Consider the following 14,556-nt stretch of genomic DNA (forward strand, 5'->3'; position numbering starts at 1 on the left):
ACGCTGCGGTCACCGAACTGTGTCCAGCTGCGGTTGGCGCCGTAGAGGACACCGAGTACCCGGCCATCGTGCATGATCGGCACCGCGATCATCGCCTTGATGCCCTCGGCCGCGGCCTGTGGTGCGAAGTCGTGCGTGATCTCGGAGGACCCATAGTAGTCGCTGACCCACAGCGGGCGGCGAGCGGTCAGGACCTTGCCGCCCAGCCCGGCCCCGACCGGCACGACGATGCCGTTCAGCACCTCGGTTGCCATGTTGACGCCGCGACCGAGCACGATCTGGTCGACGCCGGCCGGCTCACCGACCCACGCCATGTCAACCCCGGCCGACTCCGGGGCGCCGACGACCATGCGCTCGATCGCCGCGGAGCGATCGAGCAGCGCGAGGACCGCACCGTACTCCTCGTCGAGGCTGAGCAGCACATCAGGCACTGGCCCGGCATGCCTGCGACGCCCCGCCTCACGTACTTCGGCAGGCCTCGGCCACCGCGGCCCCCCGCCACTCATCGCCTCCTCGATGTCTGTCTCTATACGTCCGAGTTTCCTCATGTAGGGGTCCTCCTGGCTGTCAGGTTCAGTCCGGCGACGGCAGGTCGAGGCCCGTCAGCAAGACGGATGGCGACCTGCCCCCCGAGTCGGGTCAGGGCCCGTTCGGCCGTCCCGGCGGGCTGGCGCCCGTAGCGCATCGATCACGCATTGCCGCCCGAATCCTCAGCGGCAGAGCGGCGGCCACCTCACCAGCGCCGCTCACCACACAGAACCGCCCCCACGCCGAATCGCCGTCAGCGCCCATCGAAGACCTGTGGTGTACGCGGGGACGGTACGGCAGTCGCGGTACTGCTCGGTGGGCTGCCGCACCCAGGCAAGGAAGGCATGCCGGTATGGCCGCGCCAATAACGGCCAAGCCGTGCTCAGTACGAAGCATCGCCGTAACATTACCGGCCCTCTGCTCACCATCCAGGCTGATTGCCATATCTCGTGACGTATTGCCCGGCTCGGGACGCGACACTCTGCCCGCTCCGAGACATTCGCGGCATCAGCACGCTCCAGAAGCTGGGCATACGCATATCGATGCCGATTGATCATAGTACAAAGATCTACAGCATGACAGCGCTCCCGCCGGCTGACCACCCGACCGGCGGGAACTCGGGCGCTCGAGGGCCCGCTGAGCTCAACGCCTGGCCGCCCGGCTCACCCCGAGCATGACGGCGGTGACAGCAACGCATCCACTCTCGCCGACGTTCGTACCTACCGCTGAGCGCCGGCCACCTCGACCTCACGCCAGCGCATGGTCGACATGATCGCGTCGAACAAGACGACCAGCGCGTCCGCGAACGGGCTGCGCGGGTCACCGTCAGCGAGTGTCGTGAACGTGGTGACCGCCCAGCATCCGGCGACGTCGGGATGGGGCAGGTAGTAGGCCACCCGCCGGGTCGGACCGTCGTAGGAACCGCCTGGTCCCTGCTCGCTGACGACGCTTTCCACCCGCACGGCCGGGCCATCGCCGATCTCGTGGAAGGAGCCGTCCGCTCCGGCGTCGGCCAACAGCCCGGCCAGCAGCTGCTCCGCGTCCTTGACGTCGGGGTCGTCGACCACGGCGGTACAGAACGAGGCGGGAATGACGACGCCGTCCATCGGGGCGATCGGCAGCCCCACCGACCGGGCGCCCGTCTCCCGGGCCTCGTCCACGGCGTGCGTGAGGTGGCGGCGCAGCTCCCGCCGCCACGGCTCGACGCTGTCACGCGGCAGGTCACTTGGCAGTACCAGCATGATGATCTTTTCGATCGCCGCGTCGGTCTGAGCCCGCTGGTGATCCTGCGTGGACAGGATGACCCATCCCTCTGGAAGCATCAGCTCGAAGTCCAGGACGGTCATCAGTTCTCCACCAGTTCGGTCGGCCGGTTGTCCGGTGTCCCGTCCGGAGGTGCCGGCGCTCCGGCGTCGGCCATCTGCCGCATCAGCAGATCCACCCCCGAGCCGGCGAGAGCGGCCAGGGACATGTCCCAGATCCGTGTGGTGAGCAGGAAGTCGGAGCTCATCGCGGGGCCGTCCGCCGTAGCGGGCCACTCGATGCGGATCGCGGCCCGGATGAGAACGTTGACCCGGTCCGCCGGGCCGCGTTCGGCCCGCACGACCCGCAGGCCGTCACCGAAGGCGGTCGACAGATAGGTGACGTTCGGGGCGACGCCGTCGATCAGGGTCCTGGCGCCGACCAGATCGAGGAGATAGTCGGGGTTGCCGACCACATTGCCGAGCCGCTCGACAACGACCTGGACCGGCCACCATCGTGGCCCGTCGGCGTCGAACCCGACCCCCCAGACCAGCCGCCCGCCAGCCGGCAGTTCGCCAGCGCGGCCATACAGATCCTGGGCTAGCAGGCTTCCGGTCGTGCCCGCGCCACTGCCGGCATCGTCATCATCGTTGGCTTGCTCACCGCCGGTTTCCTCAGCGGTGGGCAAGGCCTGGCGCCGCTCAGCCAGCCAGCGGTCGAAGACGGCTGCCGTCGCCGTCAGCCACCTGGCCTCCGCAGCGAGATCCTCTCCGGGCGCAGGCACCCAGAACCACTGCCAGGGTACCTCGATGATGTCGTCGTCCGTCCCGGTCATCCGCTCGCTCCTGTCCTGTGCCACCACGCGGTGTCCCGACGGGTTTCCGTGGCTGCCGCCGCTGTCTGGCTGTCTGGCTGTCTAGGTGTCTAGGTGTCCACGCCCGGGAGGTGGTGGGTGTCGCCGGGGATGAAGGGGACCGGCTGGCCGGCCAGACCGAGCCCGAATGTCGCATAGCCGAGGAAGGTGGACCCACCGGCCAAGGCGTAGAACCAGGCAGACGGGGCGGCGATGCCGGCGCCGGGGATCCGGCCCGCGACGTTCCCCATCGCACGCAGGGCCGCGACGATGTCGACGCCCGCGAAGAGCTTCGGGTAGCTCGACAGGAAGGTGCCGTTCTTCAGCAGGGTGAAGATGTTGTTGTCGCGCATCTGCCGGCCGATGGATGCCAGGTAGCCCGGCTGGCTGAACTGCCACCACTGCGGCTCCTCTGGCAGCAGCCCACCGGCGGTGCGTCCCTCGGCGTTGGCCGCGGCCAGCGCGGCGTTGCGGTCGGCGAGTAGCTGCTCCGCGGTCCTGGTGGTGCCACCAGCCATGTAGGCCCGCATCTCGACCGCGAACGCCTCATCGATCTGCGGGGCCGCGAACCTGCGCAAGGCGGGGCCGAGCACCCCGCGGATCTGGCTGCCCAGGTTCTGCAGGCCTTTGGCGATCAGGCTCCCAGCGCCCAGCAGGACGACCCCGGCCACCGCCATCCCCAGCTCGAACCAGCTGGTCTCCCCCTGCGCGATCAGAACGATGTCCGCGATAAGGGTCACCGCCGCTACGGCGACGCCGATCGCGACGAACAGGCCGACCCCCGGAAAGATCATCGCTAGTGCGGCCAGGGCGATGCCGACCCACTGCAGCACCTTCACGAGCACCTTGAGAAAGGCGTTGAACTTGTCCAGCAAGGTGTCAGTGAGATGGTCGTCCTTGAACCGGTTCGCGCTCACGGCCTGCTCCAGCGCCCGGCCAGCCGTGTCCAGCGCGTCGACCGCCTTCCGGAGCCGGGTTTTGGCCGCGGCCAGGGCATCGTCCGCGGCGGAGATCGCCTTGCCGCGGGCGTTGATCGCGTCCTGGTCGCTCTGGGTCAGGGGCGCGGCATCCGGTGGACGGCTGGCCGAGGGATCGGGCATAGCCTGCGCCTTGGTCTGGCTCGCCTTGGCATCCTCAGCGTCGCGGACCGCGGCGGCGCTCTCGTCACGCGCGCTCAGCAGCGCCGGCTGGTACACCCCGACAGCCTCGGCGACCGCGTCATAACGGCCGGACGCCTTGGTCAGGTCGCTGATCACATCCGTGGCCTTGGACTGCATCGCGTCGGCGTACTTCCCGACGAGCTCGTGCGCCTCGGCGACCTTGCGCAGCCGGCCGGCCGTCTCGTGGATGGTCGCGGCGATGTTCGCGTACCGGCGCTGGGCCGCACTGACCCGCTCGGGATCGCCCGGGACGGGATCACTGTCCAGATCGAGCAGGTTCCAGTCCAGCTCGTTACGTGCGCTCATGTTCTGTCACCTCGCTCTTACTGCTGGAAGGCTTCGCTCAACTTGTCGTCGGCGTCTCGCCACTGCTCGGCGACCTTTTCCACCGTGTCCTTGAGCTTCTTCATCCGCTCGGTCATCTTGTCCCGGTGGATCGTCCAGTTATCGGCGAAGTCACCCATGGAACTCTCAGCGTTGTGCTGGCCCCAGATGCCCACCGAATCGTTCTCGAAGTCGAGCGCGCCGGCGAACTCGTCGACCAGGATCTTCAGACCGTCACGGATGACGTCCAGATCGCTTGTCACCACCAGATCGGGCACGGTGCACCGTCCTCTCCCCACAGCCAGATCAACAGAGCAACAGAGCAACAGAGCAATCAGCCGGTCAGCCGGCTCCGATGGCCGGCACCTGCACGGTGATCAGATCACCGTTCCCGAGGTGCACGAGGGCGCGCCCCGGCGTGACCTGGCTGGACAGGCTGGAGCGGGCGACACGGATCCCGACCAGATCGCCGTCCGTCATGTTCTGTGGTGAGAGCAGCGCGCCGCGCCGGTTCTTCTTCACGTCGACCTGCCAGCCGGTGAACCCGCTGCCCACCTCGGCCGCGTTCCCGCCCAGGATCAGGCCTCGGCGGTTGCTCGCCGCCCCCCGGACGTAACCGCGCAGGTAGTCCTTGCCCGGCGCGTCGCGCAGCAGCTCGCCGTCGTCGACGATCAGGACAACATCCTTGCCGTCCGGGTCGAGCAGCGGCGCCAGCAGCTCCTCGGTCGGACCGTCCTCGGTGATCACTGCTCGCACCCCGTGACGGCCGTCCAGAGCGCGCAGCGGCGACATGGCGGGAGCCGCGATCACCAGCTCGGTCCCGTTGCGCAACAACGACTCCGCCATCACCGACAGGACGGTGCTGCGCCCGGAGCGGGACGGCCCGGCAACCAGGAACGTGGGCTGGTCCCGGAGCAGATCAGCCCCGACCGCGACGAGATCGTCACCGCCCACGCCGATCATTGCCCACATCGGCCGGTCGCCGTCCGCTGGCAGGAACTCCCAGGCCTGCTCGATGACCAGGTTCTTCGGCAGGACCGCCACCCGGAACGGGCGGCGGTCTCGCGGGGTGTCCCGCTCGCGCTCGGTCAGCCGGGTCGCCAGCGCGTTCAGCGCGTCAACCTGGGCTGGGCCGGAGGGGTCATGGGCCAGCAGAGCGACCTGGGTCTCGATACCGCTGCCGGTCCGGTAGCCGCGGCCAGGCGGGATGGTTTCGGGGAGTTTACGGTAGTTCAGGCCAGCCAGACTGAAGTCGGTCCGGTCGGTCAGCCGCAGCAGGATCTTGTCGTCGCACAGCGAGCTCATCCGGCCGGACAGGAGGCTGTGGTCACCTGTGACGACCAGGTGCACCCCGGTGCTGGCCCCTTCGCGCAGCAAGGTGTGGATCTTCTCGGTCAGTGCGCCGGCGTCGTGCTCGCCGAGCGTTCCGATAAACCCCTCCCATCGGTCAAGCAACAGCAGCAGGTGCGGCAGCCGCTCCTCGGGGTTCGAGGCCCGGCGCTGCTCGGTGACGTCGGCGAAGCCGCCCTGACCGAGCAGCTGCTGGCGGCGCAGCGTCTCCTCGTACAGCCGGCCGAGCAGCCGGACGGCCCGTTCAGTCTCGCTGCGCTGCACGATCGCCCCGGTGTGCGGCAGTTTCACCAAAGGCAGCAACGCGCCGTTACCACAGTCCAGACCGAAAAGGTGCACATCAGCACAGCTGGCCACGCTGGCCGCTGAAGCCGCGATCGTGCGCAGCACCTGGGAGCGGCCCGACCGCGGCGCGCCGATCACGTAGAAATGACCGAAGGCCGCCAGGTCGATTGTGGCCGGGACCTGAAGCTGTTCGGCCGGCAGGTCCTGCAGGGCCCACTCGAACGCGGGGATGGCGGTGCCGTCGCTACCGTCGCGGTCGGCACAAGTGATGACGTGGTGCTCCGGCAGCGGGGGCAGCCAGGGCCGGCGCTGCGCAGGCAGCCCGAGCCGGTCGTTGGCCGCGCGGATGGCGGCGACGAGAACGGACAGGTCGGTGGCGACGTCGGTCTCCCCGGCGGACCGCTGCGGCTTGGGCGCCGGCTGCCCGATGTCGGCCCACCGCAGTGGCCTCAGCACCGGGTCCGGCAACCGGATCGTGGCGGTGCCCATCGGACGCCGGCCGCCGATCCGCCCGCTCTGGAACGGCAGCAGCGAGCTATGGCCAAGCCGAGCGTAGGCACGGCCCGGGGTCGCGGCCGAGATGGTCGCGGCGTCGGGGGCATCGATGACGTCGGAGCTCTCCCCCGCGTCGGTGACCCGCAGCGCCACTCGCAGATTGGTGTTCGCCCGGATTTCCGGTGACACCACCCCGGACGGGCGCTGCGTGGCCAGCACCAGGTGGATTCCCAACGAACGGCCCCGCTGCGCCACGTTGACCAGGCCGCTGACGAAGTCCGGCAGCTCGCGGGCCATCGAGGCGAACTCGTCGATGACGATGAGCAGCCGCGGGATCGGAGCCAGCCGCGTCCCGCGGGACGCGTAGTCGAGGTAGTCCTCAATGTCCTTGGCGCCGGCCGCGGCGAGCTGGTGTTCCCGGTGGGTGAGCTCAGCGCCCAGCGAGGTGAGTGCCCGTTCGACCAGGTGGCTGTCCAGGTCGGTCACCATGCCGACGGTGTGCGGCAGATCGATGCAGTCCTTGAAGGCGGCACCGCCCTTGTAATCGACGAGCACGAAGCTCATCGCGTCCGGTCTGTTCGCCACCGCGAGCGAGGCCACCAGGCTCTGGAGGAACTCGGACTTGCCCGCGCCGGTGGTGCCGGCCACCAGACCGTGTGGTCCGTGGGCGACCAAATCAAGCGCGAACGGACCGTCCAACGAGATCCCGAGCAGCGCCTTCGTGCTCCGGCCGGACAGTGCCCAGCGACTGATCAGCGAGGCCGCGTCGGGATCCGGGAGGGAGAGGATGTCCAACAGCCGGGCGGCTGGTGGCAGAGCGGAGTCGTTCTGCGTCTCGCTGACGTCCCGCAGCGGCGACAGGGCGCGGCCGACCCGGTCAAACCAGCCCGGGTCGATCTCGTCGGTCCGGATCCCGGTGATGTCGGCGGACCGCTGCTGGCGCAGCGTGGTCTCCCCGCCCGGCCCGCTCAGGACGACCGCGGCGCATTCCTCCGGGAGAGTCCGCTCGTCAGAGCCGATGCACAGGCAGTACACACCGACCGCGGGGCCGTCCTGCAGCAGCGTGACCACGCCGGGGATGGCCCGCAGCCGCCGGGCGCCGTCCAGGACGACGAGGATGTCCGGGTCAGCGAACACGGCGTCGGAACGGGCGTCCAGCCGGGACCGCCGCCGGGCCGCGACCAGCTCGGTCAGCTCGGCTACGCGCCGGCCGAGCGTCTCGGCGTCGATGCCAGCCAGGGTGAGCGCATCCTGGCCGAGCAACGGGCGCAGGTGCGGCAGCCAGAAGGCGTACTCCCAGCAGCGTTCGCCGTCGCTGTCGGTGAGCAGATAGATCTGCAGGTCCCGCGGGCTCTGCAGGATGGCCAGCTGCCCGACAAACCAGCGCGCCATCAGGCGCGGCCGCTCGCCGGGGCCGGCCACCCCGACCACGCCCGCGATGGTGAAGGAGAACGCCGCGGGGACGTCGGGCGCCACCCTGTCCGCGGCGCGGCGGTGTTCCATTTCGGCCATGTCCTCGACGCGAACCCGGCTGCGCAGGTCCGCGGTACCCACCCGGACCAGCAGGTGATCGGGGTCGGTCCGGCGCCGCTCCCAGAGCCGGCTGCGCGGGTCGGTGGCAGTGATCAGCAGCTCGGCCGCGTCCGGGCTGGCCCGGCGCCGGTCCACCTTCTCCACCTCGAGCGCGGTCGCGATGTCCGCCTCGACCGTGACCAGAAGCTCCCGATGTTCGGCGAGCTGCCGTCGGAAGCTCTTCTTTCCCTGTCTGCGGCCGGTGACGCCGTTGGCCAGCATGACGATCGGCGACATCGTGGCGACCAGCAGATACATGGGGTTGTGGAAAAAGGTCGCCATCAGGACGCCGAACATCGCCGGCAACGCCGCGGCGACCCACGGCATCGGGCTGCCCACGTAGGGCTTGGGCTGCACCGGCAGTTTGAAGGCGGTCCTGCGCTCAGGCGGCAGGATGCGCGGGGGCCGGTTGTAGTTCAGCCACTCGCCGTCCGGCTCGGGCTCAATCACCGCGTCAGGCGCGCGGACCGGGTGCACCTCGATCAGCGACGGGCCGATCCGCAGCTGCACCCCGGGCGGCCACCAGGTCGGTACCGTGGGCAACGGCTCACGGTTCAGTTCAAGTTCCGTGGTCGTGCTGGTCATGCCCGGCAGCGCGCACACCTGGATCCTCGCGTCCAGGCCCACCGTGCACGCAACCACCGCCGGCGGCAGATCATCGCCCAGGCGGACAGCGCTGTGGGGGTCGGAGCCGAGAATGAACTCCCCGGCACCCAGCCTGGTGACGGTGCCGGCATCCCGACCGGCCACGACCCGGACGGTGACCAGCCCGATACTATGGCGAGCGCCACCCGCCGGGCCGTCGACGGACAGCACCGAGCCGTCGAAGATGCCGCTGGCGCCCAGGGTCTGGGCCAGGTCGAGCGGCTGGTCGCCCAGGTGGAAGGCGTCCGGATCGAGAGCGGTCGCATGGACCTGCTCGCGCATCACCGCGACGATGTCGCGCAGCGGCGTGGCCGGGTCCGCCTCGATGACGTAGTCCCGCTGCCAGTCACCGCGCGATTGGCAGAGGGTGACGACGACTCTCATGGACGCCTGACCGATGCTCGGGCCGGTACACCCGCGCCGGCCCACGGCCCGCGCGGGTGCCGGGTCACTGTGCTCGTTCCTCGCCGGGGACGCGGATCATTTCTGGATGGCGCTGGCGAGCTGGTTATCGGTGTCCTGTAGCGCCTGTGCGGCCTTGTTCAGGTAGTCGCTTATCCCGTCCAGCCCATCAATGGTCTTGGTCACGCCATCGTTGAACTCCGTGTAGCAGTGGTCGAAGGCCTTGGACGACTTGTCCGTGACATAGCCACCGTTGACCAGATTGTCCACGAGCGACTTGAGCTCGTGCAGTTTGTGCTCGATCTCCTGCTTGCCGGTGGTCAGCTTACCGGCGGCGTCATGCATGTCCTGATAGGTCACGTTCAGGTTTGGCATCCTGGGTTCCCTTCGAGAACTGCCACGGCGCCTCACGCCGGCAGCGTCGGTCTGCGAACGAATGTGGACGCTAACCGCGCGCGGCCGCGGTGGTCCAGAATTCCGCTGTTCCTTGGGCCCGTGGGCCCACCGGGTCCGTTGACGCCGCGCGGGAGCGCCGCACAAGATCTGAGACTTGCCCGAATCATCTCCGCCGACGAGCTTTCGTCGAGCGATCGCGCCCGGCGCATATTCAGGTCAGGTATTCACGTGAGGATTCCGATGTCCATCCCCGCCCGGCTGGTTCGATCTGTTCGCGTCGCGGTCGTGGCCTTGGCCGCGCTGCTTGTCGTTCTCATGACGCTGATCGGCTGGCAGCAGGCGGCCCGCGCCGCGCCGCCCAGCCGGCCACCGGCAGCCAGGCCCGTGAAGTACTACATCGTGGAGACGCAGTTCAATGGCCAGCCCGAGTTCCTTTTCGAGATCGCCGTACGCTTCCTGGGTACCGGGAACCGCGCTCCGGAGATCTTCAACTTGAACAAGGGCCGCCTTGAGCCGGACGGGCTGCGGGTCGAGCGGCCCGAAGTGATCAAACCGGGCTGGGTGCTGCTGCTGCCCGCGGATGCCAAGGGTGACGGCGTGCGCATCGGCCCGCTGCCACTGATCGTGCCCTCGTCACACAACGCGGCACCGGGCGCGCAGCCCGCGCCGGCGCAGTCCTCGACGCCGCGGGCCGACTCGAAGATCTCGGGCATGGCCTTGGCGCTCTGGGGCCTGCTGGGCGTCATCGTGCTTGCCCTCACCGCGGCGGCGGTCTGGGCCTGGCGCACCGGGCGGCTGCCGCTGCCGAACCGGCTGCGCCGCACGCGCACCGTGACAACCGCGCCGCCCGACTCGTCGGCGGCCTGGGTCGTCGACCGGTCGCTGCGGGTTCTCGCGACCGCCTGCGCCCAGCAGAACCGGTCACTGCCAGGCGTGTACGCGGTCGTCGTGGGCGGCGAGCAGATCCGGCTGCGCCTGTCGGCACCGGACGAGCTGCCGCCGACCGGCTGGAGCGTCGAGGACGAGGGACGGACCTGGGTCGCGACCCTGCGCGGGCTCCAGTACGCGCCGATGGATGACGGGCGGCCGGATCCCTACCCGCACCTGGTGACCCTGGGGAACACGGAGGACGGACGTGTCCTGCTCAACCTGGTCGAAGCCCGCGGCCTCATCGCCATCAAGGGCACAGCCGCCATGCAGCGCCGGATGGCCGACGCATGGACACGCGAACTCGCCACCAACCCCTGGTCCCGTGAGATCACCGTGTTGCGAGCCGGATTCGGCACCGCCGACGTGGATGCGCACCCGCCCGGCACGCTGTCGGTACCTGAAGTCGAGCAGCTGTGGGACAACCTGGCCGAGGGCGGCAACGGCGTCGTCCTGGTCGCGCGCGCGCCAGGCGGCCGTGACCTGCAACGGCTGAACGAGCTGACGGCCCAGGCCAAGCCGGCGTGGGCGGTGGTCGTGCTGGGCGGCCCGAAGGATGCCCGCTGGCAACTTGTCGTCCAGCCGGACGGCTGGCTGGAGACGGGCTTCCTGCCGGACCCGGTCCGCACCAGCCTCGCGCTCGACCAGCCACGACCAGCCACGGTCTGAGCAGGAGCCGACGCTCTGAGCAGGTTCACCGGGCTGTGGACAGGACGTGAAGAAAACGTGGAGCCGGCTCCGCCACGCTGATCGCATGACAGCCGTCACTGTTCCGGCCAGCGCCAGCCATGTACGGATCGCCATCACGAGCCCGGACATCCTTGCCCGGATCCGGCAGGTCTTCGCGAGCAAAGGCCTGGCCGTGGAGATCGACCGCCTACCGTATGTCGAGGTCACGGTCTCACCGGCGGCGAACGCGGCACCGGCGGACCCAGCCGCGGTCGGGGCCGCGGTCGGGGCCGCGCCGCACCGGCCAGCAGCCCCCCTCCCCCGGGCGGACGCCGCGGCATCCCGCCGCCTCTGCGCGGAATATCAGTTGAACGTGGTCGAGGTCAGTGACCATCCTCGGGCCGGCCTCCGCCCGGCAGGAGGGCGGCAGCTCGCTCTGGTAACGGACCCTGACGCCGATAACCCGGTAGGCACGCTGTCGCGGCGCCAGCGTGAAGTGATGAGCCTGGTATCGCGCGGCGCCCGCAACTCCGAGATCGCCGCGCAGCTCCAGGTCAGCGAGAAAACCGTGAAGAACCACCTGAACCGGATCTTCAGCAGGCTGAGCGCGGGCAGCCGGGTCGAGGCGGTCCTGATCTGGCAGCGCAGCCAGGGACGGCCGGCGGACGGCACGCCCTGAGAGCGACCAGTAACAAAAAAATAGATCAAGAAACGGGGCTGGTCAGGGGGCTGCGTTCCAGGACGCTCGGAAAATCCGTGCCGTCGGCGGCCTCCCCCAGCCCGCCGGGCTGGGCATGCGGCTCGCGGCGGTCATCGAGACAACCGTCCGTGCGGTACTCCGGCTCGCCGCGGCGAGCCCGTTCCAGTGCTTCCAGTGCCTCCAGCGCATCCTGGGCGTACGGCCGGGCGGCCGGGCTGTGCTGGCTCAGCCGGGAGCAGGCGAGGTTCAGCTGGTTGAGAAGCAGCGCCTGGGCCCGTCTGTCCTTGATCGCCTCCGCGCTACGCAACCCGATCCGCAGCGTCTCGACCCAGTCCCAGGGCTGCCCGGCAGCATAGAAGTAGTCGAACAGCAGATAGACAAGCTGCCAGGCCTGCTCGTGACGGCCGGTCCGGTGCGCTGTACGCACGAGCGGCGCGAGATTGCCCCACTCCCGCACGCACCAGGCCACGGACTCTTCCCGGGTACCGAAGCGCAGGGGCGCGTGGCACGCTTCGAGAGCGGATGTGCAGGGCAGCTCGGTCCCGCTCGAGGCGCAGTCCGGCGTCAGCGTCTGGATGTACCAGCGCAGCACCCGCTCGAGGGCTGGCTGGCGTGACCCGGTCATCTCAGCGCTGTGGGACAGCTCCTCGGCGTAGATCCGGGTCAGGTCGTGCATCCGGTAGCGGCTGCCGGAAGCCTCGACCAGGTGCTGGGCGGCCAGGTGTTGCAGCGCGGTGGTCGCCGCCGGCAGCGGCAGGTCGAACAATGCCGTGGCTGCCTCCGGGACGATGCTCACCCCCGGGAACAAACCCAGCGTCCGGAACGCGTGAGCCGCCCCGGCGTCGAGCCGGGCATAGGAGCAGGAGAGCACAGCGCGCATGGAGCACAGCTCGTCGTCCGGGATCTGTAGGGCATCAAGCCGGCGCTGCGCGTCCTCCAAGTCCGCGACGAGGTCGGCGACCCGGGCGTGCGGCCTGGCGGTCAGCTGCTCCGAGGCGATCCGCAGTGCCAGCGGCAGATGGTCGCACAGCGCGGCGAGCCGCCGCACCGTCGGCCGCTCGGCGTCGACCCGGGCGCTCCCGATCGCGCCGGAGAGCAGTTCGACTGACTCGTCCGCCGTCAGCGGGGACAGTGTGATCCGGCGGGCCGCGTGCCGGACCGCGACAGCACTGAGTCGGTTACGGCTGGTCACGACGACGAAGGAAGGACCGCCGCCCGGCAGGAGATCCTCGATCTGGTCAGCGGATTCGGCATTATCGAACACGATGAACAGGCTCTTGTCCCGGACCGTGCTGCGCCACAGCGCGACCCGCTGGTCGTGACCGGCCGGGATCATCCGGACGTTCAGGGAGGCGAGCAGCTGGTGCAACGCCTCCGCCGGGGACAGCGCGGGGTGCTTGGGATCGAAGCCCCGGAGGTTCACATACAGCTGACCATCAGGGTAACCGGCGGACAGCAGGCGGCCGCAGCGCACGGCCAGCGCGGTCTTGCCGATCCCACCGACTCCGACGATCATCACAATCCGCGGTGAGCCGATACCAGGGGCCGTGGCGTCGGCCCCGTCCTCGGTGGCGGATGCGCTCAGCACCTGCAGGACCGAAGCGGCGCGACCGATGAAGCAGCCGACATCGCGGGGCAGCTGCGCCGGTCGCAGGGGTGCGGCGGCCGCGTCCTGGAGCGACGTCCTTGCGGAGGCCGGGCAGGTTGCGGGATCGTCCGCCAGCATCGAGACATACAGGGCCTGCAGCTCGGCCGAGGGGCCGATCCCCAGATCCTCGGCAAGCAGCTGCCGGAGCGCCTGGTACTCCCTGAGCGCGTCGGCGGTCCGGCCGCTATGGTGCAGCGCCGTTATCAACAGGGCCCGCAGCCGTTCATGGTACGGATTGGCCTGTACCTGTCCGCTCAGCTGAGCTACCACATCGTCAGGCTGGCCGAGGTCCAGCAGAAGTTCCGCGCGTTCCGTGAGTAGCCGAAGACGCAAATCTGATACTCGGGCACGGTGTTCGGCAACGAACGGACCCGGCAGGCCGCCCAGCGGGGAACCCGGGCGCCAGCAGGCCAGCGCCTCGTCAAGGGCGGTGACCGCGGAGATCGGGTCACACCTGGAGCTGTTGGCGCGGGCCCGTGCCGCAAGTCGCTCGACCAGCCCCACGTCGACCCGCACGGGGTCGAGCCGGAGGAGGTAGCCCGATCCGGAACTGGTCAGCGGATCTCCCAGACCGGCCAGTACCCGGCGCAGTCCGGACACGTACGTGTGCAGGCTGCCGACCGCGGTGGCCGGCGATGACTCGCCCCAGATCTGGTCGATCAGATCGTCTCGCGCGGCGACGACGTTGGCGTTCAGCGCGAGGACGGCAAACACAGCCCGTTGCTTCGGCGGACCGAGAGCAAGTTCCCGCCCCTGGGCGTAGGCGGTGAGTGGCCCGAGGGTCTCAACCCGCAGGCTGCCGTCGTCCATGACGATTACCCCATGACCTCGTGTCCCAACGCGAGCAATCCCAGAGCTGGCGTCGACGAACGCCGAGCAACCCAGCCGTATATCCCTGCAAACAGGGAATACATTTTATATACGGACATAACATGTCTTCTCTGGTGAAAACCGCCGTAATGTGGTTATCTGAGTCCGCAGTCTGCGCCAGGACCGATGGCCGCGGATAGCTCCGAACAGGGGTCCCCGCAAGGAGGTCTCCAGCTGGAGATTGCGGATGAGGCCGGCCGCGGAGGTACGGGTCCGCGGCCACCGGCGCCCGCCTCGATGCGGGTCCGCAAGCGCCCGGCACGCATCCGTTGACCGTGGCCGGGTGACGCCAGGCGGCCCGCCCGCGCGCTTCGCCAGCCGCGCCAGCAGGCCATCCGCCCCGGCCGGGACGAATTACACCAGCCGATCTTCGGCTACCGCGTCATTCACGGCACATCTTCACTTTCGGAGAGTTACACCGTTATTCCTATCCGCCCTAATTCGAGCGTATGTGATGTATTTCATGCGATCGCTAGTTAGGCTCGTCGAC

The 14,556-nt window shown here is 69.3% G+C and carries 10 protein-coding genes; 2 read left to right on the forward strand and 8 right to left on the reverse strand.

The genetic code is table 11. The features are described from left to right. The 7 genes from MJ785_RS15435 to MJ785_RS15465 all read right to left on the reverse strand — a co-directional run. Nucleotides 1-548 (reverse strand): GAF domain-containing protein (locus tag MJ785_RS15435; protein WP_239311320.1); only part of this gene is annotated, 548 nt, incomplete at its 3' end. A 699-nt stretch (nt 549-1,247) separates the two neighbouring features. Next, nucleotides 1,248-1,874: a hypothetical protein gene (locus MJ785_RS15440; RefSeq protein WP_239377729.1), complete on the reverse strand. Its 627-nt coding sequence runs from the start codon at nt 1,872-1,874 to the stop codon at nt 1,248-1,250. Then, a complete protein-coding gene (locus tag MJ785_RS15445) occupies nt 1,874-2,605 on the reverse strand; it encodes a hypothetical protein (RefSeq protein ID WP_239311322.1) in 732 nt (243 codons plus the stop codon). The genes MJ785_RS15440 and MJ785_RS15445 overlap by 1 nt, the downstream gene beginning before the upstream one ends. Nucleotides 2,606-2,694: 89 nt before the next feature. Continuing rightward, nucleotides 2,695-4,089, reverse strand: a complete 1,395-nt coding sequence (locus tag MJ785_RS15450) for a hypothetical protein (protein ID WP_239311323.1) — start codon at nt 4,087-4,089, stop codon at nt 2,695-2,697. 17 nt (nt 4,090-4,106) lie between these two features. Then, nucleotides 4,107-4,385, reverse strand: a complete 279-nt coding sequence (locus tag MJ785_RS15455) for a hypothetical protein (RefSeq protein WP_239311324.1) — start codon at nt 4,383-4,385, stop codon at nt 4,107-4,109. A 64-nt stretch (nt 4,386-4,449) separates the two neighbouring features. Further along, nucleotides 4,450-8,838 (reverse strand): FtsK/SpoIIIE domain-containing protein, encoded by a 4,389-nt coding sequence (locus MJ785_RS15460; protein ID WP_239311325.1) that lies wholly within the window; start codon nt 8,836-8,838, stop codon nt 4,450-4,452. A 96-nt stretch (nt 8,839-8,934) separates the two neighbouring features. Next, a complete protein-coding gene (locus tag MJ785_RS15465) occupies nt 8,935-9,231 on the reverse strand; it encodes a WXG100 family type VII secretion target (RefSeq protein ID WP_239311326.1) in 297 nt (98 codons plus the stop codon). 261 nt (nt 9,232-9,492) lie between these two features. Between MJ785_RS15465 and MJ785_RS15470 the strand changes: the two genes are divergently transcribed. Both MJ785_RS15470 and MJ785_RS15475 read left to right on the forward strand, forming a co-directional pair. Further along, nucleotides 9,493-10,848: a hypothetical protein gene (locus MJ785_RS15470; protein WP_239311327.1), complete on the forward strand. Its 1,356-nt coding sequence runs from the start codon at nt 9,493-9,495 to the stop codon at nt 10,846-10,848. A gap of 85 nt (nt 10,849-10,933) precedes the next feature. Further along, on the forward strand, nt 10,934-11,527 hold the full coding sequence (locus tag MJ785_RS15475; RefSeq protein ID WP_239311328.1) for a helix-turn-helix transcriptional regulator: 594 nt from the start codon (nt 10,934-10,936) through the stop codon (nt 11,525-11,527). A 25-nt stretch (nt 11,528-11,552) separates the two neighbouring features. On the opposite strand, the gene MJ785_RS15480 is transcribed toward MJ785_RS15475, so the two are convergent. Continuing rightward, nucleotides 11,553-14,006, reverse strand: a complete 2,454-nt coding sequence (locus MJ785_RS15480; RefSeq protein WP_239311329.1) for a BTAD domain-containing putative transcriptional regulator — start codon at nt 14,004-14,006, stop codon at nt 11,553-11,555. Nucleotides 14,007-14,556: the final 550 nt, after the last annotated feature.

The sequence above is a fragment of the Protofrankia sp. CiT1 genome (genome assembly GCF_917627335.1).
GTDB lineage: Bacteria > Actinomycetota > Actinomycetes > Frankiales > Frankiaceae > Protofrankia.

Excerpts from the sequence above, each read along its gene's own strand:
- MJ785_RS15445 (WP_239311322.1), bottom strand. The coding sequence starts at position 2,605 with ATGACCGGGACGGACGACGACATCATCGAGGTACCCTGGCAGTGGTTC.
- MJ785_RS15475 (WP_239311328.1), top strand. The coding sequence starts at position 10,934 with ATGACAGCCGTCACTGTTCCGGCCAGCGCCAGCCATGTACGGATCGCC.
- MJ785_RS15480 (WP_239311329.1), bottom strand. The coding sequence starts at position 14,006 with ATGGACGACGGCAGCCTGCGGGTTGAGACCCTCGGGCCACTCACCGCC.
- MJ785_RS15470 (WP_239311327.1), top strand. The coding sequence starts at position 9,493 with ATGTCCATCCCCGCCCGGCTGGTTCGATCTGTTCGCGTCGCGGTCGTG.
- MJ785_RS15450 (WP_239311323.1), bottom strand. The coding sequence starts at position 4,089 with ATGAGCGCACGTAACGAGCTGGACTGGAACCTGCTCGATCTGGACAGT.
- MJ785_RS15460 (WP_239311325.1), bottom strand. The coding sequence starts at position 8,838 with ATGAGAGTCGTCGTCACCCTCTGCCAATCGCGCGGTGACTGGCAGCGG.
- MJ785_RS15440 (WP_239377729.1), bottom strand. The coding sequence starts at position 1,874 with ATGACCGTCCTGGACTTCGAGCTGATGCTTCCAGAGGGATGGGTCATC.
- MJ785_RS15465 (WP_239311326.1), bottom strand. The coding sequence starts at position 9,231 with ATGCCAAACCTGAACGTGACCTATCAGGACATGCATGACGCCGCCGGT.